Here is a 22528-nt window from a genome sequence, read left to right as displayed (position 1 = left end):
ATTTCATCCTCCGCGCGCGAGCGGTGGCCCGGTCTCGAGCGCGTCGGATTCCGCATCGCTGAATACCCGGCTGCGGATGATGAAGCGGAAGCCTTCCGGCCCTTCCAGCGAAAAGCCGGCGCCGCGCCCCGGCACGACGTCGATCGTCACCTGCGTATGGCGCCAATATTCGAACTGCGCGGCGCCGATCCAGACGGGGACATCGCCTGCGACATGACCCAGGAGAACGTCCTGGGCGCCGGTCCGAAATTCACCGGCGGGATAGCACATCGGCGCGGAGCCGTCGCAGCAGCCGCCGGACTGATGGAACATCAGCGGACCATGCTGCGCGGCAAGCTGCCCGATCAGAGCCTCGGCGGCGGGGGTGGCGAGGATGCGGGGCGGGCGCTTCATCGTGCGATCTGCCTGAGTGATGAGGCTGCGATGGAACTGCGCCGTCTGTCCGCAGCCCGTCGAAGCCGGCGCATCCTCCCGCATCGAACGGGAAGAACGATGCGGGAGGATGCGCCGGGGATGAACGAACCTCCGGGGCGGCATCCAACAAAGCGTCCGGGAGGCTCCGCGGAGAGCCTTGGGGAGCGTCAGAACCTCCCGGACTCCTGACCCCAGTCAGGATAGGCGAGCCGGCGGCGCCTCAGAAGAAGCCGAGCGCCTTGGGGCTGTAGCTGACCAGCAGATTCTTGGTCTGCTGATAATGATCCAACATCATCTTGTGCGTCTCGCGACCGATGCCCGACTGCTTGTATCCGCCGAATGCCGCATGCGCGGGATAAGCGTGGTAGCAATTGGTCCATACGCGGCCGGCCTGGATGCCGCGGCCCATGCGATAGGCGGTCGTGCCGTTGCGGCTCCAGACGCCCGCGCCGAGGCCGTAGAGCGTATCATTGGCGATCGCGAGCGCGTCCGCCTCGTCCTTGAACGTGGTGACGGCGAGAACCGGCCCGAATATCTCCTCCTGAAAGACGCGCATCTTGTTGTGGCCTTCCAGCACGGTCGGCGTGACGTAATAGCCGCCGGCCAGTTCGCCTTCGAGCATCGCGCGATCGCCGCCGGTAAGCACCTTGGCGCCCTCGGCCCGGCCGATATCGATGTAGGACAGGATCTTCTCGAGCTGGTCGTTGGAAGCCTGCGCGCCGATCATCGTGGCCGCGTCCAGCGGGCTGCCCTGCTGGATCTTGCGGACGCGGGCGATGGCCTTCTCCATGAAGCGATCATAGATGCTCTCGTGGACGATCGCGCGGCTTGGGCAGGTGCAGATCTCGCCCTGATTGAGCGCGAACATCGTGAACCCTTCCAGCGCCTTGTCCAGGAAGTCGTCATCTTCCTGCATTACGTCTGCGAAGAAGATGTTCGGGCTCTTGCCGCCCAGTTCCAGCGTAACCGGGATCAAATTCTCCGTGGCATATTGCATGATAAGGCGGCCGGTGGTCGTCTCGCCGGTGAAGGCGATCTTGGCGATGCGCTTGTTCTGCGCGAGCGGCTTGCCGGCTTCGATGCCGAAACCGTTGACGACGTTGAGGATGCCCGGCGGCAGGATGTCTGACAGGATATCCATCAGCACCATGATCGACATCGGGGTCTGCTCGGCGGGCTTTAGTACCACGCAATTGCCGGCGGCGAGCGCGGGGGCGAGCTTCCACACCGCCATCAACAGCGGGAAGTTCCAGGGGATGATCTGCCCGACGACCCCCAGCGGCTCATGGAAATGATAGGCGATCGTGTCGTGATCGATCTCCGCGATCGAGCCTTCCTGCGCGCGCAGGCAGCCCGCGAAATAGCGGAAGTGATCCACGGCCAGCGGCAGATCCGCGTGGGTCGTCTCGCGGATCGGCTTGCCGTTGTCGATCGTCTCGACGAGCGCGAGCAGATCGAGCTTCTCCTCCATCCGGTCCGCGATCCGCAGGAGGATGCGGGCGCGTTCTTGCGGCGACGTGCGGGCCCATTTCTCCTTGGCGGCGTGCGCGGCATCCAGCGCCAGCTCGATATCGGCGGCGGTGCCGCGCGCAATCTGGCAGACCGTCTTGCCGGTGATCGGTGAGGGATTGTCGAAATAGCGCCCTTCGACCGGCGCAACCCACTGTCCTCCAATAAAATTATCATATTTGGAGCGAATGACGACATCGCCTTTCAACTGCTCGATGGTCTGCTGCAACATGTCCGCTCTCCCAGATGCTGTTCCGATCGACTCAGGGGTCGTCCTCAACAGTGAAAATTGCAGGGTCGGAAGCACTGCTCCATTGCACCAAAGGTCCATAGAACGGCGCATGCGCCTGTGCTGATCTTCCCTAAATTGCTCGTTTCGAAGGGAATGCCCGAATGCGTTTTGCTACGCCGCTCACGATCATGCTGTTCAGTGGCGCGATTTTGGCCGCTCCCGCCTTCGCCAAGGACATCACCGTCCAGATGAAAAATCAGGGGAGCGGCGGGATGATGGTGTTCGAGCCGGCCTTCGTGCAGGCGTCTCCCGGCGACAAGATCCATTTCATGCCCACGGACATGGGCCATAATGCCCAGCCGATCGCCGGCATGATGCCCGACGGCGTGAGCGAGCCGAACGGCGCCATGAACAAGGAATATGTTCTCACCGTCTCCAAGCCCGGCCTGTACGGCATCAAGTGCCTGCCGCATTTTTCGATCGGAATGGTCGCACTGGTGAAGGTGGGCACCGGCGCGTCGCCGAACGCGGCGGCGGCCGCCGCCGTCGCGCTGCCGCCGCTGGCCAAGAAGCGGATGGCGCCGATGCTGGCGTCCGCAAAATGACCGCCGCGCTGTTCGCCACCTATCCCAGGGACGGCGGCGGCCGGTTCGATCGCGAAGATTATGTCGCGTCGCAGCTGCCGCTCGTCGTGAAGGCGTCGCGGCAATATGGTCTGTCCTCGGCCGAGGCTTATTTCTCCGCCGGAGAAGGCGCGCCGAAAAGGCGGTGGCGATGCTGACCTTCGCATCGGGCGATGCGATCGACGCGGTGCTCGGATCGCCGACGGTCCCGGCCGTGAGGGGCGAGCTGCCCAATTTCACGGATATCGGGCCGGTCATCTCGCGCGCCGTGGCGCTCTAGCCAACGCCGGGGGAGGCAGATCGTGACGCAGCCCAGACTGGCGGGTGCGGCGCTCCTGGCGGCGCTGATTCTGTCTCTGGTGGCGTTGCTCGCCGCCTTCTTGCTGAGTATGGGCGCGGCGGGCCGTCACCTGGAGCGCGCCATGATCGCGCAGTCGCAACTCGCGGATGTCGCCCGGATTGAGGCGATGGTGGCGGAGTGGGCGTCGCGCGATGCGATCGAGCGCGCCGCGCGCGACTATCGCGCGTCGATCGATCTCGAACGCGGCTCGCTCGACGGCCCTGCGGCGCTTGCGGCGCAGCAGGCCGAGGCGGACGAGGCCGCCGGGCTCGTCGCCCTGGCGCTAGCCGGCGGGCCGCGCGATCGGTTGATCGCGACAGCCGATCGCATCACCCGCCGAGAGCAGCGCGAGGCGGCCGAAGTCGTCTCCGCGATGGCGACCCTGCGCAGGCGCACGGCATTCCTCGCTTCGATCCTGGCTGGTGCCGCCATCGCGGCGGCGTTGGCGGGAAGCGCCGCGTTGACCCGGGCGAACCGGCGGTTGACGGACGAGGTGGAGGCGCGCACGGCGGACCTGCGCGCGATCGATGCCTCGCGGCGCCTGTTCTTCGCCAAGGCGAGCCACGAACTCCGCACGCCCGTGACGGTGATGCGGGGCGAGGCGGAGGTATCGCTGGCCGACCCCGCCGCCAGCACGGACGATCTGCGCGAGGCGCTGGGCCATGTGGTCGCCAACGCCGATTTTCTCGGGCACCGGATCGAGGAATTGCTGGGACTGGCGAGCGCGGAGGACGGGCGCCTCAGGCTCGATCACGTGCCGCTCGATCTGGTGGCGCTTGCCATCGTTGCGGGCGATACGGCGGCCCCGTACGCCCGGTCCTCCGATGTCCGCCTCGCGCTGAACATGTCCGCGCCCGCGCTGGCGGTGCGGGGCGACGCGCGCTGGCTGGGGCAGGCGCTGCTGGCGGTGCTGGACAACGGCATCAAATTCTCGCCGATGGGCGGCACGCTTTCCATGCTGGTGCAGGAACGCGACGGATGCGCAGAGATCGAGATTGCGGATCAGGGCGCGGGCGTGATGCCCGCCGAACTGCCCCGGATCTTCGATGCCTATTATCAGTCCGCCGCCGGCCGCATGCGCGGGGGCACCGGGCTGGGGCTCGCGCTCGCCCGCTGGGTGGTGGAGCAACATGGCGGCGTCATCCGTGCCGCGAACGATATCGGCGGCGGCTGCCGGATCGCGATCAGCCTGCCGCTGGCGGAGGCGGCATGAATATCCTGCTGGTGGAGGACGATGCCGGCATCGGCCGCTTCGTCAACCGCGGCCTCGCCGCGCGCGGGCACAGGGTGGCGTGGGAGCGGACCGCCGCGCGGGTTTCCGAGCTGGCGGAGACGGGCTGTTTCGATGCGGTCCTGCTCGATCTGGGCCTGCCTGACGGCGACGGACTGGAGATCTGCCGCATGCTGCGCGCGACGGGCAATATCCCGGTGATGATGCTGACCGCGCGCGATGCGGTGGAGGACAGGCTGGAGGGCTTCGATGCGGGCGCCGACGATTATCTGCCCAAGCCGTTCGCCTTCGAGGAACTGATCGCGCGGCTGCGCGTGATCGAGCGTCGCGTGGCCGAGCGCGCGCCCGAGCCTCTGCGGCACCACGATCTGACCGTGGACGGCGTGCTGCGCGAGGTCCGCTGCAGGGGGCGGCTCCTTCCGTGCGGGGGCAAGGCCTTCGATCTTCTGCTGCAGCTGGTGCGCGCGAAAGATGCGGTGATCGGGCGCCAATGCCTGATCGATGCCCTTTGGGGCGAGGAAGCGCACATCACCGACAATACGCTGGACGTGCATATTGGGTCGCTCCGCAGGCGCCTCGCGGCAGCGGGCACGGCGGTGACGATCGAAACCGTGCGCGGGCAGGGCTTCCGCCTCACCGGGGGCACGGAGACCGACCCAAGGTATCAGTCTTCCTGAAGCCGTTTTCAGGATCGCACCCGCGCCTGACGCTATCTTCCCGGCCAACGAAAAAAGGGGAGAGGCTCGATGAGCAGGCGTCTGTATCTGTTTGCCACGACGGGCCTGGCGGCGGTGCCGGCGCTCGCGCAGACTGATCCGTCGCATGTGCAGGCGCCGTCCGAGATCGTGGTGACGGCGCCCACGCCCTTGTCCAACGTGGGGGAGGGCGCGCTGGCCTTTCCGGCGCAGACCGCGAGCGACGAGGAACTGGAGCGCTCGCACGCCACGGACCTGACCGATTATCTGAAACGCGTTGCGGGTGGGGTCTTCGTCAACGAGGTGCAGGGCAATCCGCTGCAGCCCGACATCAATTATCGCGGCTTCACGGCCTCGCCCCTGCTCGGCACGCCGCAGGGCCTGTCCGTCTATCAGGACGGCGTGCGCGTGAACCAGCCGTTCGGCGACGTGGTCAGCTGGGATCTGATCCCGAAATCGGCGATCCGCTCGGTCAGCCTCGTGCCCGGCTCCAATCCGCTGTTCGGACGAAACTCGCTGGGTGGCGCGCTTTCGATCCGCACCAAGGACGGCACCTCCGATCCGGGCTATGAGATCGAGGGAAGTTACGGCTCGTTCCGGCGCAAGATGCTGGAGGGGCAGGCGGGCGGCAGCGCGAGCAACGGGATCGACTGGTTCGCGAGTGGCGACTGGTTCAAGGAAAAGGGCTGGCGCGACGTTTCGCAGTCAGAGGCGAAGCAACTATTCGGCAAGGTCGGCTGGTCGGATGCGGCGACAGCCGTGCATCTGTCGGGCAGCTATGCCGATACCGATCTCAACGGCAACGGGCTGCAGGAGATGCGGCTGCTGGCAGCGGACCGCGCCAGTGTCTATTCCTATCCCGACACGACGAAGAACCGCGCCTGGCTGGCCAACCTGACCGGCAGCCATCGTTTCTCGGACAGGCTGAGCGTCAACGGCAATATCTTCTGGCGGCATATCCGGACGCGCGGTTTCAACGGTGACGTGAATGACGATGCGCTGGGCGAAAATCTCTACCAGCCAAGCGCGGCGGAGCGCACCGCGCTGGCGCGGGCCGGCTATACGGGCTTCCCAACAAGCGGCGAGACGCAGGCCAACACGCCTTTCCCGAAATGGCGCTGCATCGCCAACATCCTGCTCAACAGCGAGCCGAACGAGAAATGCGATGGCTTGGCCAACCGATCCGGCACCACGCAGCGCGAATGGGGCGCGACCGGCGAGGTGACACTGGTGACGCCGATCGGTGGCGTGAAGAATGCGCTGACGGTGGGGCTCAACTACGTGGCCGGCCGCGCGCATTTCACCCAATTGTCGCAGTTCGGCTATCTCACGTCCGATCGCACGATCGTGACGGTGGCGGGCCCTGGCGCCTTTGCTGACGGATCGCAGGATTCGGAAAATGCGTTCGACGCGCGCGTGGACATGACCGGGCGGACGACGGTTTTCAGCGCCTATGCGCTGGATGCGATCGAGCTGACGGACAGGCTGCATGTCGACCTCTCGACGCGCTACGACCGCACCGCGATCCGCAACCGCGACCGGATCACGCCGGGCGGGGGATCCGGCTCTCTGGATAGCGACCAGACCTATGACCGACTCAATCCGGCGATTGCGGTGCGCTATGCGATCACGAAGGCGCTCGCCTTCGATGCTGCGGTCGCGCAGACCAGCCGCGTGCCGTCCGCGATCGAACTGGGCTGTGCGGATCCCGAAAATCCCTGCCGCCTGCCCAATGCGCTGGCCGGCGATCCGCCGCTGAAGCAGGTGGTGGCACGCACGGTGGAAGGCGGCGTCGATGCCGACCTCGCCGGTATCCGCGCGCGGGTCGGCGCATTCCGCACGGTGAGCCGCAACGACATATTGTTCCTGACCGACGATGCCTCGGGCTTCGGTTATTTCCGCAATTTCGGGAAGACGCGGCGCCAGGGAATCGATGTCGATCTGTCCGGCCGCGTCGGCGCCTTCCGGCTGACCGGCCATTACAGCTTCCTCGACGCCACCTATCGCTCGGCCGAGCAGGTCGACGGATCGGCCAACAGTTCGGCCGATCATGCCGGGCCGGGTTTCGGGGGCGACATCGCCATTGCGCGGGGGGACCGGATCCCGCTCATCCCGCGCCACACGATCAAGGCTGGGGTCGGCTGGGACGTGAGCCGCAGGTTCTCGCTCGACCTCGAGCTGATCGCGGTGTCGAGCATGATCGCGCGCGGGAACGAGAATGGGCAGCACAGGCCGGATGGGGTCTATTATCTCGGATCAGGCAAAACCGATCCCTACGCGGTCGTGAATGTCGGCGCGGAGCTTCGCCCGGTGAAGGCGCTGACGCTGTTCGTGCAGGTCAACAACATCCTCGACAAACATTATGCGACCGCCGCGCAACTGGCTGCGACCGCATTCGACGGCGGCGGCAATTTCGTGGCGCGACCGTTCGCGACCCCGGTGATCGGCGGCGAGCGGCCGCTGGTGAACTCGACCTTCTACGCGCCGGGCGCTCCGAGATCGGTTCAGGCCGGTATACGGTTTCGCTTCTGAGCCTGAATCCGCCGACCGGTGCGTTAGCCAGGGAAGCGCTACTGTAAGTGGAAGACGGAGATCGGCGCGATCGCATAGAGATCCTCGGTGATGCACCATCGAGTTCCGGGATCGAATATTTGGGCGTCCACGCGGTTAAGTCGCAACATGGGATCTCACGCCAAACCAGATCGGGCTCCTATGCCCGGCAGCAAGGCCGGCAAGACGTTCTTCGGTCTGGCCGCGTCATGCTCGGCTGCTTCGAACTCTCGGCCATTCGTTCAGTTTGCGGCCGGTTCGAAAGTGTCTGATGCGAGACTTGTAAGACTATAGCATGGTTGGCGGACGCTCAGCGAGAATGATAAAATTGGCACATGAGCGAAGACTATTATCCACCTTCGGATTTCTGAACGCGATTATAGGTGGGGATGTCTCTCTTGCTGGAGGTGCATCCGCCAATGATAACCTGCGTCGTCTAATCGCCCTGATGCGGGACAATGAGGTTGCGAACCGAGATTGGGCAACGATGCTGCTTTCGCAGCAAAGCATCGATACGCCTGAGGTGCGAGAGGCTTTGCTCAATGCCATGAGTGACATGGAAGAGATAGTCAGAGCGGAAGCTCTCTTGGGTCTTGCGCAGCGCGATCCTGAGCTGGCCCTTCCTTGGGCGATCGTGGCGCTGTCTGGTGATTCTGTAAGTCTACCGGTTTTTGAAGCTGCGACGCTCATTGCGGATGTGGCTCTCGTCGAACATATTCGACCGTGGATCGAAGCCTCCAGCGGCGCTTGGGTCGACAAGTTTGCACGAGAGGCGATGAAAGCCTGCAGATCGGGCAAGTTGACGTCGTAGGCCCAAAGTCCGTCCACTGTCGATCGGCGAGCGGGTCAAGATCCCATGAGGCCCCTGGGCCTTGGGCGAGCATCAGATCGATGACCTTGCGATCATGGTCCTTGCCGTGCCGTTCGACCCACTCGTTCATGATCGTCGAGAAAGCGGCCCGGAAGCCGTGGGGCACGTGGTGGCCATGATAGCCGGCGCGGTTGAGCAGATAGCCGATCGCATTCTCGCTCATCGGGCGATCGGCATGGCGATTGCTGGAAAGACCGGCCTGCGATGACCGGAGAGCGGCCAGAGCGCGCAGGACCGCGATCGCCTGCGGCGTCAGCGGCACGAGCTCGGGGCGGAGGGATTCGAACTCAATCACTAGGTGATTGAGTTGAAACTCTTCGCATGCGTCGTAAGCTAAAATGTCACGAAAAGTACCATGCCGGCTCTCCTGAAAACCATGCTGTAAGCCGAATTCGGGTGCTAGGTTTCATTATAGAACAGGCGGGAAAAGCTCAGGCCTGGCTATCATCCGGGGCGACTTCCGTCGGTCATTCCGACTATTCGCCATCGGCATAAAAGACGTGACATCGACCTAGCAAATCAGAGGTGAGATCGAGTGGACAGACGTGCGTTTTTGACGATCTCCACAGGTGCGGTGGCTTCCGCAACGGTCCTCGGTGTTGACGCGACGCCGTTGAGCGCTTCACAGGCCTCGCCACGGTTGGATCACCGTGCGCCGAAGTTCGCGATAGCGAATGCGCGATGGCAGGCCGCCTATGACAAGGCGCTGTCGGTGCTGGCAGGCAATGTTCAGGTCATGCCCTATATCGACGGACCGGTCCTGATCGAGGGCTCGGTCTATCAAGGCATTTGGATGGAATGCGGGCCGCACGAAGCGCTCGTCTACCGAAAGTTCAGGCCAGATGTCGCCCGAAACAGCCACACAACATTTTTCGATCTTCAGCGCGCGGACGGCCAACTTCCAGCCAATAACAAGCGAACCGAGACCGGTTTCGGCCAAATTCAGATGGTCGTGCCGATAGCTGCAACTGCCTGGGAGCTTGCCCGCAGCACCGGCGACGAGGAACTGCTTGCGACGGCCTACAAAGCGTGCGCCGCCTGGGACGCTTGGCTCAGGCAATATCGGGATACGCGGGGGACTGGTCTGGTCGAAGGGTTCTGCACCTATGACACCGGACATGACAACAGCCCGCGTTGGGCCGGTATGCCCAACCAATGCCCGAACAAGAATGCCCGCACGCATCATCCGATCGCATCGCTTCCGCGCCTATGTCCCGACCTGTCTGCCAGCACATTTGGTGCCCGGCGCGCCTTGGCGGAGATGGCCACCTCCCTTGGCAAGTCTGCAGACGCTGATCGCTGGCTGACGGAGGCGGAGACCTTGCGCTCCACCATCATCTCCACGCTCTATGATCCTGTGGATGCCACCTTCTACGATCGCGATGCGCAGGATCGTTTCGTCCGGGTGAATTGCGATCTTCTATCCCGAGTGATCGGCGAGCATGTGCCGGATCAGGCGCTCTTCGAGACATTATGGGAACGCCAGATCCACAATCCGAAGAAATTCTGGGCCGCATTCCCGCTGCCGTCCGTCGCGCTCGACGATCCGACCTTCGTCCGGCCGATCCCGAACAACAGCTGGGGCGGTGCCGCTCAGGCGCTCACAGCTTTGCGAGCCTGCCGTTGGTTCGATCATTACGGCCGCACTGCCGAATTCGGGACGATGATGAGCAAATGGTGCGAAGCCATTCAACGGGATCTGTCTATTCGAACTCAGGTCGATCCGCTCACCGGCGCCTTCACGCAAGAAGATGCTCCCGGCTATTCTCCCACCGCACTTGTCATGATCGAATATAGCTGGCGTCTTGTAGGCGTACACGAAGAGCGGGACACGATCTGCTGGAACGTGCGTCCATCGCATCCCGCCGCGCGCGAAGCGCGATTGGAGACGTATAGTGACGCAGGGCTGCGCCTGAACATGCGGTATCGCCTCGGCGGCGCCGAGTTGGAAATTGCCGGCAAACCGGTGGCTCGGATTCAAGGCGGTAGCGCGAGACTCGTCACGACCTCGACAGGCATTCCTCTCGAGCTCCTGGGGATCGAAGAAAATCCCCAGACGATAGAATTGTCGATTCCCGGGCTTCCCAGGCGCACCATTCGTCTGAAACCCAATCACCGCATAAGGATAGGCGTTTGATCGGAGGTAGTGCGCCCGAATAACATGGCTGGTAAGAGAGGGTTTTCACTGTGTATCCGGAGATAAAATTGTAAAAGCTTGAGACAACTATGTAACAGTATGCTTATTCAAAAAATATCTGCCTTTTGACGAAGGTTTTCGGAAAATGTATTCTGAAAAATACTCCACTCTGCCCGATATCTGTACTCTCTTTGAGAGTGGGCTTGTATCTTATTGAACTTATTTAGAAATTCTGCGAGATGCACCAGTTGAGCGATGCTCCATCCTTCCACGCGCAGAAGGTGCTCCTAGGATTTGAAATCATTGGTGGCCTGCAATGCCACTCGGGGAAACGCCGAATGCCTGCTCCAGACAAGAGCGGGCGTTCCGTCCGTCGCTTTTGAATGGCAGGACAATCCCACTCTGTGCCGTCGAATACTTCCGAGATGTTCCGACCAGCTACTGCACCGGGCGCTGCCCCGAGACCCTTGGCGCGTCAACCAGTGTCGGAGCCGGCACGAGCGGCAGCTCAGTGATGCGCGAGCCGCAGAGCTGCCGCCATTGTCGCGCCCGGTTCCAGAGAGCGAGCCGGCCGTCCTGGTTCTACGCCCTGAAGGCTGCGCTCATAATCTCATCCCCCCGGTGGGGGCGTCCGCCGATTACGGAACTGCATTTCGACGAGTGTTGGCACAGGCCGAGTTGTATGACAAATAATGACCAAGGTGCGTGAACCCCGAAGGCCACACCGGATCGTGGACCATCGTGGCGCGCATCGATTCAACGAGCCTGATGGAGAGAACATGCTTGTGGACCGACGCTCCCTGATCGTTGCGCTTGCGGCTTCGGCGGCTGCCCCATCCATCCGGGCGCAAGCACCCGAGACCGTCTTGTCGGGGTGGCCCAAGGGCATGTCGCCGGGCGCAATCGGCAAGCGCGTCGCCGAACGTTTCGTCCGCATGCCCCACGGTAATGCGGATGGCGTGCAGCCGACCGGCAGCATCATTTATCCGGAAGGCTGCGCCTGGTACGGCGCGCTGACCTTCGCGAAGCTCAGCGGTGATACCGACCTGAGCCATCGTTTGGCAGCGCGTTTCGAGCCGCTGTTTTCAACCGAATCCGCCCTGCTGCCCACCGTCCAGCATGTCGATCCGTCGATGTTCGGGGCTGTCCCGCTGGAGCTGTATATCGAAACACGTGATCCGCGATATCTGGCGATCGGCAAGGCGATCGCCGATCGTCAGTGGGCCCCGCTGTCGTCCGAGCGCCTTTCAGCGCTCACGCCGGACGAGCGCGCCATCTCCGCAGAGGCCGTAGCCGCCAATCTGAGTCCGCAGACCCGCTTCTGGGTCGACGATATGTATATGATTACTATCCTGCAGCTGCAGGCGTTCCGCGCGACCGGCGATCCTGTCTATCTCGATCGGGCCGGCCGCGAGGCGGTCGCCTATCTTGACCGCCTGCAACAGCCCAACGGGCTGTTCTTCCACGCTCCCGACGTGCCCTTCTACTGGGGGCGCGGCAATGGCTGGTTCGCTGTCGGCATGGCGGAGCTGCTGCGGACATTGCCGGCCGGCGATGCAAACCGGGCAAAAATCCTCGTGCATTATCGCACGATGATGGCGACGCTGCTCTCCCACCAGGGCGAGGGAGGAATGTGGCGCCAGTTGATCGACCGGCCGGAATCTTGGCCTGAGAGTTCGGCCACCGCGATGTTCACCTTCGCCATGATTACCGGCGCCAAATCAGGCTGGCTTGACGGGCGATATGCCCAGGCCGGGCGCAAGGGCTGGCTGGCTCTGTGCGCCCGGATCAATGCCAATGCCGAGATCCCCGATGTCTGCGAGGGCACCAACAAAAAGAACGACTATCAATATTATATGGATCGAAAACGAAACACCGGCGATCTCCATGGTCAGGCGCCGATACTCTGGTGCGCAACGGCCTTGCTGGCCTGACGCGGCAGGCGGACAGACCGGCGGGTGGATTGCGTCCCACCAAGCCCCTGTCCCGCCTTACCCGCCTCCACGCGAGAGTGTCGTGATCAGCTTTACTTCGGCCGGGCGATAGGGCGTACCGTCAGTATGCAGAACATCGTGAAACCACAGGGTTGGTTCCTCCAGCACATAAGGTCGTTTCCAGCTGTCCCACGGCAGGCGCGTCTGCTCCTTGCCATCGACGAAGCCCCAATTGATCATACCGACCTTGTGGGCTTTGCCGATCGGCAGCGATCCGTCGAAGGTCGAGCCTGCACCGCGCGCCATATATTCGGTGCAAAGGATCGGCCGATCATAGCCCTCCAGCATGGCAATTCGTTTCTCGATCGATTCCGGCCAACCATAATCGTGGAAGGAAAGGATATCGGACTGGGCCAACTGGACCGCTTCGATCGGCCGGTGCGTGTCGGTCGGTGCCCAGGTCATGCCCGTCCAAAGGCCGCTGGTGAGGGGCTGGCTTGGATCGACTGACCGCGCCCAGGCGAACACGTGAGGTAGCAACGCGGTCACGAGGTCGGCCTTGTTCTTCGGCTGGCCCCGATATTGTTCGGCGGGATTGTCGGGTTCGTTCCAAAGATCCCAGCCTAGGATGCGCTCGTCCTTGGCAAAGGCCCCGATCACGCCCTCCACATAGGCCCTCAGCCGGGGGTGCTGTGCGCTATCCTGCAGGGCCGCAATGCCGGGCGACTGCACCCAGCCCGAATTGTGAACACCCGGAATCGGCGGGTGCTGGGGGCCGAGCTTTGGCGCCGGATCCCAGCAGCTGTCGAACAGGACCAGCAGCGGCTTGATATGATGCTTGGCGGCAATGGCCAGAAAGGTATCGAGACGTGCCTTGAAACCCTCCCGATCCTGCTCCCAGAGCTGATCGTGAAGGAACACGCGCATCGTGTTCATGCCCATCTTCTCCGCCCAGCCCAGTTCCAGATCGATCCGGGCGGGATCGAACGTGTCAGCTTGCCACATTTCGAGTTGGTTGATGGCAGTCGCCGGCACGTAATTGGCGCCGACCAGCCAAGGCTGCTTGTCGTACCATGCTTGCGCCTGCGCCGGTCTCCATCGATCACGCGCGGTCGCTGGAGAAGCCGAAAGGATCAAGGAAAGGATCGCGACTGAGATTGACATCTTCATGGCATATTCCCGACGATGGAAGGCGATGGCATGCGCGCGGCGGACCACGCTGAATTTCGAGCACGCTTGGTGACGGGGGCGCCGTAACCCTTCCGATATCCGTTACCGAATGTATGGCTGCATGCTACCGAACCTGTTCTTGCCACTCGAGCGAACCCATTCCACCGCAGAACTCCGCTGGTCCGGTCGTTCAGGCACGCCGTCCCACAACCGAGCTGGCAAGCGGTTTACGCTGTGACCGTGGATATTCTACCGGCGTGCGAGATTCGGAGAAGGGGTTATCCAGCCTCCGGCCGTCGCCACATAGAGGCGGGCGACATTGAGAAGTTGGATCGAGCGCGCCGTGACCAGATCGGCGCTCGCGCGCTGGTAGAGGCGCTCGGAATCCAGCACCTGGAGCAGGCCGCTATTGCCGACCTCGAAACTGCGCCGTGACAGCTGAAGGGAGCGGCGGGCGACTGCCTCCGCCTCGCTCTGCCGCTCGACAGCGCGCGCATTCGTCTGCAGCGCGCTCAACAGGTCTGCCACCTGACCGAAGGCGCTCAGCACGGTCTGCTGATAGGTCGCATCCGCCGCGTGCGCGCGCTCGATCGCAGCGGCGCGCTCGGCCTTGAGCGTGCCGCCGTGGAAGATCGGCGCGGCGAGGCCCGCGAAGATGTCGTAGCCGCGGAAAGCATTCTTGAAAGCGTTGTCGATCGACGGCGAAGCCTGGGTCAGCGTCGCGCCGAGGGTGATGTCCGGGTAGAGTTTGGCGGTCGCCACGCCGATCGCGGCGGTCGCCGCGTGCAGTTCGGCCTCGGACTGCAATATGTCCGGACGCTTATGGACGAGTTCGGAGGGGAGAGTCACTGGAACGTCGGTTGGCAGGGTAAGGGCGGCGAGATCGAAGTCGGTAGGCCCCAGATCGGCCGGCGTGACGCCGACCAGGATGGCGAGCAGATGCCGCGCTTCCGCCAACTGTTGGTCCAGCCCCGGCGAGATCGCCTGATCGGCGGTAAACTGGCTCTGGGCGTTCAGGACTTCGACGAGCGTACCTTCGCCGCCCTCGTGCCGTTTGCGTGTCAGATCGAGGTTGCGGCGGTCCTCGTCGAGGATCGACTGCTGCACGGCGATGCGGGCGCGGATCGCGGCGATGCCGAGCACCTGGCCGACGACCTGCCCCGCGAGGGTGAGGTGTGCGGCTTCGGTCCGACGCCGCTGCGCCTCGGACTGGGCGGCGGCCTGCTCGATCTGCCGGCGCGTGCCGCCGAACAGGTCCAGATCGTAGCTGATCCCACCGCCGACCGAGTAAAGCTCGAAATTGGGATTGCCGGCGAGGCCGAGCGACGGTGAGGGCGCGAAGCCGAAGGCGGCGAGATTGACCTGCTGCTGATCGACACGGGCGGTCGCGTCCACTTGTGGCAAGGCGCGCCCCGCCACCGCCCGCATCTCGGCGCGCGATGCCGAGAGAGTCGCATCACTGGCGGCGAGACTGCGATTGTGGGTCAGTGCCTGATCGACGAGCCGGTCAAGATCTGGCGATCCGAAAGCGCGCCACCAGCCTTGCCGGGGGCCTTCGCCGACGGACACGGTAGGCTGGCCCGGAGCGGTGGCCGCCTGTTCGGCCGGCGGCAGATAGGTTTGAGTGCTGGGTGCCGCCGGACGCTCGAAATTCGGGCCGACGGTGCAGCCGGCCAGCGCGGACATGCAAAGGAAGAGCGGTATCAGGCGCATCGAGGATCGATCAATCAAGGTGGAGCGCGACGCCGTCACCGGCATCGGCCTTCTTCGGTTTGCGGAGGAGCAGGAGCAGCGGCATCACCGCCAGCGTGATCAGGAACAGGAACCAGAAGGCATCGATATAGGAAACCATCGATGCCTGCCGGGTGATCGCCGCATTCATCCGTGCGACGAGCACGGGCGTGCCGAAATCGAATGATGGGGCGGCCTGCGCCATGACGGGATTGTCTGGACGGATCGTTTCGACCAGCCGCGAATGGACGGTCGCCGCGTTGCGGATCGTCATCGCCTGCAACACCGAAATGCCGATCGCCGAGCCGATATTGCGGATCAGCGTGAACATTGCGGCACCTTCGTTGCGGTAGCGCGCGGGCAGCGTCGCGAAGGCCAGCGTTGAGAGAGGCACGAAGATCAGGCCGGTGCCGAGGCCCGAAATCAAGCCCGAGGCGATCATCAGCCGCTCATCCATCGCCAGCGAGAAGCCGGACATCTGGTACATCGAAAGAGCGGCCAAGCCGAAGCCGATCAGGATGAGGAGCCGTGGATCGAAGCGTTTGATGAGGATGCCGGCCGCCGTCATCGCGATGAAGGAGCCGACGCCTCGCGGCGCGGTAACGAGCCCCGTAAGCACGACCGGATAGCCCAGGAGCCCTTCGAGCATCGGTGGCAGCAGCGCCAGGACCGAGAAGATCAGGACGCCCAGCACGAAGCCGAACAGCGAACCCAAGGTGAAGTTCACGTCCGCGAACAGCCCGAGATCGATAAAGGGCTGGCGCGCGGTGAGCGTGTGGGCGACGAACAGATATCCGAACAGCAGCACGCAGCCGCCCTCGATGCATATTTCCAGCGAGCTGAACCAGTCCTTCGTCTGGCCGCGATCGAGCATCAACTGCAGCGCCCCGATCGCGAGCGCGAGCATCATGAAGCCGAACAGATCGAGCCGGCCGCGCGCGGCGGCCTTGGTCTCGGTGAGGAACAGCGAGAGGCCCGCGAAGGCGAGCACGCCGATCGGCAAATTGATGAAGAACACCCAGCGCCAGCTGAGATTATCGGTCAGCCAGCCGCCAAGCGCCGGGCCGACGATCGGGCCCAGCACGGCGCCCATCGCCCAGACCGACATGGCCGGGCCGTGCCGTTCCGGCGGATTGATGTCGAGCAGGATCGCCTGGCTCATCGGTACGAGCGCCGCGCCGAACACACCCTGCAACAGGCGGAAGCCGACGATCTCGCCCAGCGTGGACGCGATGCCGCAGAGGCCCGACGCCACCGTGAAGCCGACGATCGAGAAGAGCATCAGGCGCTTGCGCCCGAAGCGGCCGGCGAACCAGCCGGTCAACGGCGTGAAGATGGCGGCAGCGACGATATAGGATGTCAGCACCCAGCTGATCTCCTCCGCGGAGGCGGCGACGCTGCCCTGGATATGGGGCAGCGCGACGTTGGCGATCGTGCTGTCCAGCGAGTTCATCACGGTCGCGGCCATCACCGAGGCCGTGACAAGCCGACGTATCCCCGGCTCGGGATAGGCGACCGTCATTGCGCGGGCCGGGCGTCGCCCCCGCCGAACAGGCGGCGTCGGAAGCCGGTGTCGACCGTCGCCGTCACGCTGAGGCCGGCATGGAGCGGGACGTCGGACGGGACGCTGTCTATCTCCAGCTCCACAGGCAGGCGCTGGACGACCTTCACCCAGTTGCCGGTCGCGTTTTCGGGGGGCAGCAGTGCGAAGCTGTTGCCGGTGCCCGGGCTGAAGCTGCCGACGCGGCCGGTGAGATGCAGGCTTGGAAAGGCATCGACCGCGAACGTGGCACGCTGGCCGATCCGCATGTGATCGAGCTGATTCTCCTTGAAGTTGGCCTCGATCCAGATGTGGCTACCGGCCAAGGAGAAGACAGGACGGGCGGCGCTCACATAATCGCCGACCTGCAATTGATTGACCTTGGTGACGATCCCGTCCTGCGCCGCGCGCACGATCGTATAGCCGAGATCCAGTCGCGCCCGGTTCAACTGGGCTTGCGCGCGCCGGACAGTCGGCTGCCGGTCGGTCGGTACATCGACATTGCCGGCGAGCGTGGCGGCGATGCTCTCGTTCTTCTGGTGGCTCGAGGCGATCGCCTGACGCGCCGTGCGTTCGGCCAGCACCGCCTGATCATATTGCGCGCGCGACGATATACCTTCGGCGAGCAACTTCTTCTGACGATCCGCTTCGCCGGTCGCATAGTCGAGCTGACTGCGCGCCGTATCGAGCTGCGCCTGACCCTGGCGGTATGTGGCGCGGAGCGCCTCGATCTGGACGCGCGCGTCCGCCAGGCTCGCCTCGGCCTGGTCGACGGCGGCCTGGAAGGGCGCCGGATCGATCCGGAACAGGACCTGACCGGCACGCACATGCTGATTATCGTGGACTTCGACCGCGATGACGGGGCCGCTTACATTCGCCGCGACGGAGACGAGGCCTGTCTGGAAGTAGGCATTGTCGGTGGATTCGTAGCGGCCGCCGTGCAGATAAAAGAACAAGGCCGCCGCGGCCGCGACAAGCCCCCCCGCGATCAGCAGCGGGATGCGAAGCCGCTGGCGGCGAGCGACAGGCGCTGCCTCATCGTCCAGAGGCAAAGGGGAGCCGGTCACGAGATCGGGATCGGCGACAACGGCATTTTCAAATTCGGCAGAGCGGGGTGTGGACGTCATCGGACTTTCGTTCGGGCGCAACGGCGATCGGTTGCCACCTAACGGTTCGGCAGCCATAAATATAATGATCACTCGTCAGCATCATTATGAAGGATATTCATGCCCGAGCTGGACCTGAACCTCCTGAAGATCTTCGATGCGCTGATGGAATTGCGGAGCGTTACCCGCGTCGCGGATCGGCTGGGGCTCACGCAGTCCGCAGTCAGTCACGCGCTCGGGCGGCTGCGGCGGATGCTGGACGATCAGCTGTTCGTACGCGGACCGCGCGGTCTTCAGCCTTCGGCGCGGGCGGAGCAGATCGCCCCAGGGATCAGGACCAGCCTGCGCCAGCTTCACGACACGCTGGCGCCACCGGATTTCGCACCGGCCACGGCGTCGCATTCGTTCGCGATCGCGGCGGGCGCCTACTTCTGTCTGCTGCTCGTTCCGCCTTTGCTGGCGCGTATCCGGGACGAGGCGCCGAACCTGACCGTCCGGATCGTGCCGCTCGTTGATGACGGGGGCGAGATGCTGGATCAGGGGATCGTCGACGTCGTGCTGTCCGGCACGGCGCCGATGCCGTCGCGGTTTGTGGTGGATCCACTCTTCGCGGAGGAGATGGTCTGGATCGCGGCGGCGGGCAACAAGCTCTCGGGCCGGCCGATCGATGCCGCCGAACTGATGAGCCAGCCCCAGGTGCAACTGGCGTCCCGCTATCCGTTCGCAGCCCTCAAGCGGGAATTGGCGGACGTCAACCTGCTGATCGACACGTCGGAAGCGACCTTCTCCCATGCCGCGCCACACCCGCAGGCGATCGTCTACGATTCCCGCACGGCCACTGCGATCGTCGCGCGGACGGACATGGTCGCCTGCATTCCTCGCCGGATAGCCGAGCACGGCGTGGAGCGAAACGAGATCTGCATCCTCTCGCCGGTGACGGACGAGGCGCCGATCGGGATCGGGATGGTCTGGCATGGTCGCAATCGGGGCAATGCCGCGCACGCCTGGTTTCGATCAGTAATTGTAGATGTCGCAGGATTTTCTCGTTCAGCTTGACAGATATTCTGGAATCTCACCCCGCCTACAGGCGGTCACAGCAGACGCCGTCGTTGATGCAGATACAGGAAAATGCGGGCGTCGAGATGCCGGCATATGAACAAGTGTCTGATTTTGGAGAGTGCGAGTTTGCTTGGGAACGTCGGCTCTTGGGTCTTCTGGCATTTATTATGTAGCGCCTGCTATATGCTTCACTTTGATCGTGGCACTCCCAGGGCGAAGCAGCATCGGTGCATGCAGTGTTCAGCGCGGTTGGGTTGAAGTAGTCGTGGTTTGTGGTTTACCGGCTTTCCAAAGACCGAAGCGGTTAACCGACCCGTCGCTCACATTCCATAGAACACCGAGGCCCTCCCAAGTGCCGTCGATTACCCCTTCGAAACGCACCGCACTCCGGTCGCCGGGATCCTGTTGCTCGACTACCCCAGGGCCAGGTTTTGTGGGGTCGTAGTACCAGACGGCGCCATCTTTATAATGGAGAATGCCGGGGCCGCAAAGTACCCGATTGGGACAGATCTCGCCCTCCCATCGAGCCAAACTGCTCTTGTCCTCGAATATCACGACTCCGAGTCCGTCGCAGCTCCCTTCCTTGAGAAATGAATATATGCATTTTACTTGGCGTCCTAAGTTGTCACCTTTTACTGTTTTGCTTATACCGTAACTAGATGCTCGAGCGCCATCATTCGCCAAAGTCTTTATCAGGCCAGAGTATTCGAGCATTTCATTGTCGGCGACGAAAGTGCGATAGGGATTTCCGCTCGGGCCTGCCCCGCTCGCAATGGCGGCGGCCTTATCGGCCTCCTCTTCGATCCTACGGGCTTCCTTCGCGTTGCGCTCGGCGTGCTGGCGCATGTCACGAGCTGATCGAACTACGGCGAGTATGTTGTGTGGAAGCTGCGCTTCGTCGAATGGTTTGCGTACGACAACCGCACGTGCAACCGGTTCCGTAAGCCAAGCTGCCACGACTTGCGGAACTCTGTCGAGCCGCTGCACCTGCACCATGGGATTAGCGCCCTTGTTGTCTACGCTCTGCACCATGCCAACTACAACGCCGGCGACGCGGACAGGCGCGCCGCTTGTTCCAGACTTGATCTCTTCGTCGGCGAAGATTGGGCGTACGATTAAATCTGGCATGTCATCGACGATTGACACCTCGATCCGAAGCCGTCGTCCGGTCGGCGAAACCTTGAATATTTCGGTTCCACGCTGAGAGATGGCCGGCCCGATGCGCGTGAGCCCCTCATGCGTCGGACAGCGCGCCGGGGCCGGAGCGATCTCGTCGATGATGCCAATGTCGAGGTTCGCGGCCTTGTCCACGGACGACACCGCGATGTGTCCAGTTCCTGAAACTCCCTCGGACCACCAGTGCACGCGATCCGTGCCCTCCGCGACGTGGCCTGCCGTCACTAGGACACAGCCCCGCGCACCATTAAGAAAAAATCCTTGGCCGATCTGCGATCCTGTGTCTGCTTGGATGTATGCCGTTGCCGGGGAGCCGTCTTGCGCAGCGGCGGCTAACGGGAGCAGAGCCGCGAAGCCTGAGATCGAAAGGCGAATTATTCTCATTTCCGCCCGTTCTGACGGAGGTGGGACGATAGGCGCTCTAAGGCACCCGCGAGATAGAGAAGCAGGCCGCCGATCGCCACAACGAGCGCCCATTCGCTCATCGCTTGCACCCGCACCCAGAAGCTCGGAGCGTAGCCAACTGCTATGGCGTCAGATACTCCGCGTCTATCGATCTTAACGAGGCTAGCCTCAGTATAGGCGATCACTTCAAGCGCTCCATCGTCCGCGCGCACGATGCCCGTTGCGGCCGGCTCCCCTTCACGGGATTCGAAGTGGACGAGATCCCCGAGCGCCAACGGGACCTCCGATCGGGCACGTCCCGACCTCCATGGCCAAGAACGCGCCTCAATGGCGACGTTGCCTGACAGCAGAAGTGGCGTAGCGGACGCGGGCTGATTGGGATCGCCATCTGAAACGCTGCCGCCGACTACGAACAGTCCGTTGAGAGAGAGGGTTGGCGCCCTGTTGCGCGCCCCCCCGCGATATTCGATTGCCAGCTTACCGCTAGCTCCCGTTGGCTTATCATGTCCCGGACAACTGATAAGCACATCGCTATTCGCGCGTGGGTCGAGTACAACACGGATGCCGCTATCTAGCTTAGGCTCCGCAGGTGTCGAAGGCGGAGGCACGGGCGTCGATGGACGCCTTGGCAGTACCTTTTCCCCAACCGCTTTTGTTGCGTCGTCAGAGGCAGCAACAACGGAGTCGGGCTGATCTTCTGACGGCGCTTTCGTCAGAATTCCGTAGATGGTCGCGGGGATGTCAGCGGATCGATTGGATGCGAACGTTAGAACGCGATCCTCGCACTCCGGCAGTGACCATCCGAACGCCTTCATAGATGAGGGCTGGCCCCAGCGAGGCGCGCGATCCTCCGGCCTGATCGTCACTTTCAGCGTTTCGCTTCGGGCGGAAAGGCTCATAGAAGCTGACTGGCCGCTCAGCGCCACCATCCCAACGATCAACAGGATAAAGGCAACCACCAGCGCTTCGCCTCTGAACCACACGACTGGGTCTAGACCTCGGAGATGGTACGATAAGCGCGACTCGCGACTAAGTGCGAGAAACACGACCAGAGCCGCCAACGCGAGAGCAAGTCCGCCGACCCAGCTCACCGGCGACCCGCCGCGCAGATCCCCCGGATAGTTGCCACGACTGGCCTGAGGCGCGAACCGTCATACTCTTCACGGATTATAGTGACGCTCGCCTGTTCCCGGCAGCCAGGTGAATACAGGGGACAGGCCGTATCGAACGTCGTCCGCTGTTCCGAGATGGCGGCATCGCGATCGATGGCTCGACATGGAGCTCGCGTGGGAGCGATAACCTCGGCAGCGGCGTCCGGGTTCAAAATGAGAGCGGTTAACGGGATACGTGTGGGCGAGCGCCACGATGTGGGAAGCATGTCACCATCGCGGCAGTTTTGCATGCTCGTTCCCGCCCGAGCGAGTACGCTCACAGCCGCGGCTGGCAATCCCGCGACCGCGCGGAAGCCTTGCGTCCGCGAACGCAAGTCGATCCGCAGTGGCTCGTCCGCCTTCCTAGCATCTACAGCCGCGACGGCGGTTGCCCAGTAGGCGCCATTCAACCTATCGATCGACAAGCAGACAACTTTGTCTCGCGCAGTCAATCCGTGCACATAAAGAATTGGTTCGCCTACCGGAGCCGACAAGGTCCCCGTAATCAGTCCAACGAGTGTCGAGCTCCCTCTGATCGGCCGCGGTCCGGAACCTTCGTGGAATTCGAGGATGCGCGCGGACTGGGCCACATAGCGTTGTGCCGGAACCGGGTCGGCCAATATTAAAAGAGAGAGGCATCCTATAGCAGCGTTC

The 22528-nt window shown here is 63.3% G+C and carries 18 protein-coding genes; 11 read left to right on the top strand and 7 right to left on the bottom strand.

Translation table 11 applies throughout. From position 1 onward, the window contains the following. Positions 1 to 3 precede the first annotated feature (3 nt). Together HL653_RS22265 and adh are read right to left on the bottom strand one after the other, a co-directional pair. Positions 4 to 393 carry a DUF779 domain-containing protein gene (locus HL653_RS22265; protein ID WP_171746429.1) on the bottom strand — a complete coding sequence of 130 codons (390 nt, stop codon included), beginning with the start codon at positions 391 to 393 and terminating at the stop codon, positions 4 to 6. Between the two features lie 241 nt (positions 394 to 634). Further along, positions 635 to 2155, bottom strand: coding sequence for an aldehyde dehydrogenase (gene adh / locus HL653_RS22260; RefSeq protein ID WP_171746428.1), 1521 nt, complete (start codon positions 2153 to 2155; stop codon positions 635 to 637). A gap of 161 nt (positions 2156 to 2316) precedes the next feature. On the opposite strand from adh, the gene HL653_RS22255 reads away from it, so the two are divergent. The 10 genes from HL653_RS22255 (at position 2317) to HL653_RS22215 (ending at position 12536) form a co-directional block, all read left to right on the top strand. Beyond that, complete coding sequence (locus tag HL653_RS22255) at positions 2317 to 2760, top strand: pseudoazurin (protein ID WP_171746427.1); 444 nt, start codon at positions 2317 to 2319, stop codon at positions 2758 to 2760. After that, the gene (locus HL653_RS22250) at positions 2757 to 2936 is read left to right on the top strand and encodes a hypothetical protein (protein ID WP_171746426.1); all 180 of its coding nucleotides are present in this window, start codon (positions 2757 to 2759) and stop codon (positions 2934 to 2936) included. The genes HL653_RS22255 and HL653_RS22250 overlap by 4 nt, the downstream gene beginning before the upstream one ends. Continuing rightward, positions 2930 to 3058 carry a hypothetical protein gene (locus HL653_RS24525; protein WP_301337942.1) on the top strand — a complete coding sequence of 43 codons (129 nt, stop codon included), beginning with the start codon at positions 2930 to 2932 and terminating at the stop codon, positions 3056 to 3058. Before HL653_RS22250 ends, HL653_RS24525 begins: the two co-directional genes overlap by 7 nt. 22 nt (positions 3059 to 3080) lie before the next feature. Next, on the top strand, positions 3081 to 4331 hold the full coding sequence (locus HL653_RS22245; RefSeq protein WP_171746425.1) for a cell wall metabolism sensor histidine kinase WalK: 1251 nt from the start codon (positions 3081 to 3083) through the stop codon (positions 4329 to 4331). After that, a complete protein-coding gene (locus HL653_RS22240; protein ID WP_171746424.1) occupies positions 4328 to 5026 on the top strand; it encodes a response regulator transcription factor in 699 nt (232 codons plus the stop codon). The genes HL653_RS22245 and HL653_RS22240 overlap by 4 nt, the downstream gene beginning before the upstream one ends. A gap of 69 nt (positions 5027 to 5095) precedes the next feature. Next, positions 5096 to 7576: a TonB-dependent receptor gene (locus tag HL653_RS22235; protein ID WP_171746423.1), complete on the top strand. Its 2481-nt coding sequence runs from the start codon at positions 5096 to 5098 to the stop codon at positions 7574 to 7576. A gap of 313 nt (positions 7577 to 7889) precedes the next feature. After that, positions 7890 to 8405, top strand: a complete 516-nt coding sequence (locus tag HL653_RS22230; protein WP_253717286.1) for a lyase — start codon at positions 7890 to 7892, stop codon at positions 8403 to 8405. Positions 8406 to 8466: 61 nt separating this feature from the next. Continuing rightward, positions 8467 to 8673, top strand: a complete 207-nt coding sequence (locus tag HL653_RS22225; RefSeq protein WP_171746422.1) for a hypothetical protein — start codon at positions 8467 to 8469, stop codon at positions 8671 to 8673. Positions 8674 to 9018: 345 nt separating this feature from the next. Further along, on the top strand, positions 9019 to 10602 hold the full coding sequence (locus tag HL653_RS22220) for an alpha-L-rhamnosidase (RefSeq protein WP_253717284.1): 1584 nt from the start codon (positions 9019 to 9021) through the stop codon (positions 10600 to 10602). A 692-nt stretch (positions 10603 to 11294) separates the two neighbouring features. Then, positions 11295 to 12536 carry a glycoside hydrolase family 105 protein gene (locus HL653_RS22215; RefSeq protein ID WP_216599895.1) on the top strand — a complete coding sequence of 414 codons (1242 nt, stop codon included), beginning with the start codon at positions 11295 to 11297 and terminating at the stop codon, positions 12534 to 12536. A 57-nt stretch (positions 12537 to 12593) separates the two neighbouring features. Here the strand turns inward: HL653_RS22215 and HL653_RS22210 are convergent, their stop codons facing one another. The 4 genes from HL653_RS22210 to HL653_RS22195 all read right to left on the bottom strand — a co-directional run bounded on the left by HL653_RS22210 (position 12594) and on the right by HL653_RS22195 (position 18104). Further along, positions 12594 to 13700, bottom strand: a complete 1107-nt coding sequence (locus tag HL653_RS22210) for a cellulase family glycosylhydrolase (protein WP_171747205.1) — start codon at positions 13698 to 13700, stop codon at positions 12594 to 12596. A 255-nt stretch (positions 13701 to 13955) separates the two neighbouring features. Beyond that, positions 13956 to 15419, bottom strand: coding sequence for an efflux transporter outer membrane subunit (locus tag HL653_RS22205; RefSeq protein WP_171746420.1), 1464 nt, complete (start codon positions 15417 to 15419; stop codon positions 13956 to 13958). A gap of 10 nt (positions 15420 to 15429) precedes the next feature. Next, a complete protein-coding gene (locus HL653_RS22200) occupies positions 15430 to 16959 on the bottom strand; it encodes a DHA2 family efflux MFS transporter permease subunit (RefSeq protein ID WP_171746419.1) in 1530 nt (509 codons plus the stop codon). After that, positions 16956 to 18104 carry an HlyD family secretion protein gene (locus HL653_RS22195; RefSeq protein WP_171746418.1) on the bottom strand — a complete coding sequence of 383 codons (1149 nt, stop codon included), beginning with the start codon at positions 18102 to 18104 and terminating at the stop codon, positions 16956 to 16958. Before HL653_RS22195 ends, HL653_RS22200 begins: the two co-directional genes overlap by 4 nt. A 99-nt stretch (positions 18105 to 18203) precedes the next feature. Here HL653_RS22195 and HL653_RS22190 point away from each other — a divergent pair, with 99 nt between their 5' ends. Beyond that, on the top strand, positions 18204 to 19139 hold the full coding sequence (locus HL653_RS22190; RefSeq protein ID WP_171746417.1) for a LysR family transcriptional regulator: 936 nt from the start codon (positions 18204 to 18206) through the stop codon (positions 19137 to 19139). Between the two features lie 243 nt (positions 19140 to 19382). Here the strand turns inward: HL653_RS22190 and HL653_RS22185 are convergent, their stop codons facing one another. Beyond that, positions 19383 to 20453 (bottom strand): hypothetical protein, encoded by a 1071-nt coding sequence (locus HL653_RS22185; protein ID WP_171746416.1) that lies wholly within the window; start codon positions 20451 to 20453, stop codon positions 19383 to 19385. Between the last annotated feature and the right edge of the window lie 2075 nt (positions 20454 to 22528).

It is taken from the genome of Sphingomonas sp. AP4-R1 (genome assembly GCF_013113735.1).
Classification (GTDB): Bacteria; Pseudomonadota; Alphaproteobacteria; order Sphingomonadales; family Sphingomonadaceae; genus Sphingomonas_I.
This window is presented reverse-complemented; position numbering and strand designations above follow the sequence as displayed.

Excerpts from the sequence above, each read along its gene's own strand:
- HL653_RS22250 (WP_171746426.1), top strand. The coding sequence starts at position 2,757 with ATGACCGCCGCGCTGTTCGCCACCTATCCCAGGGACGGCGGCGGCCGG.
- HL653_RS22210 (WP_171747205.1), bottom strand. The coding sequence starts at position 13,700 with ATGTCAATCTCAGTCGCGATCCTTTCCTTGATCCTTTCGGCTTCTCCA.
- HL653_RS22190 (WP_171746417.1), top strand. The coding sequence starts at position 18,204 with ATGCCCGAGCTGGACCTGAACCTCCTGAAGATCTTCGATGCGCTGATG.
- HL653_RS22240 (WP_171746424.1), top strand. The coding sequence starts at position 4,328 with ATGAATATCCTGCTGGTGGAGGACGATGCCGGCATCGGCCGCTTCGTC.
- HL653_RS22235 (WP_171746423.1), top strand. The coding sequence starts at position 5,096 with ATGAGCAGGCGTCTGTATCTGTTTGCCACGACGGGCCTGGCGGCGGTG.
- HL653_RS24525 (WP_301337942.1), top strand. The coding sequence starts at position 2,930 with ATGCTGACCTTCGCATCGGGCGATGCGATCGACGCGGTGCTCGGATCG.
- HL653_RS22230 (WP_253717286.1), top strand. The coding sequence starts at position 7,890 with ATGGTTGGCGGACGCTCAGCGAGAATGATAAAATTGGCACATGAGCGA.
- adh (WP_171746428.1), bottom strand. The coding sequence starts at position 2,155 with ATGTTGCAGCAGACCATCGAGCAGTTGAAAGGCGATGTCGTCATTCGC.
- HL653_RS22265 (WP_171746429.1), bottom strand. The coding sequence starts at position 393 with ATGAAGCGCCCGCCCCGCATCCTCGCCACCCCCGCCGCCGAGGCTCTG.
- HL653_RS22195 (WP_171746418.1), bottom strand. The coding sequence starts at position 18,104 with ATGACGTCCACACCCCGCTCTGCCGAATTTGAAAATGCCGTTGTCGCC.
- HL653_RS22205 (WP_171746420.1), bottom strand. The coding sequence starts at position 15,419 with ATGCGCCTGATACCGCTCTTCCTTTGCATGTCCGCGCTGGCCGGCTGC.
- HL653_RS22255 (WP_171746427.1), top strand. The coding sequence starts at position 2,317 with ATGCGTTTTGCTACGCCGCTCACGATCATGCTGTTCAGTGGCGCGATT.
- HL653_RS22215 (WP_216599895.1), top strand. The coding sequence starts at position 11,295 with ATGACCAAGGTGCGTGAACCCCGAAGGCCACACCGGATCGTGGACCAT.
- HL653_RS22200 (WP_171746419.1), bottom strand. The coding sequence starts at position 16,959 with ATGACGGTCGCCTATCCCGAGCCGGGGATACGTCGGCTTGTCACGGCC.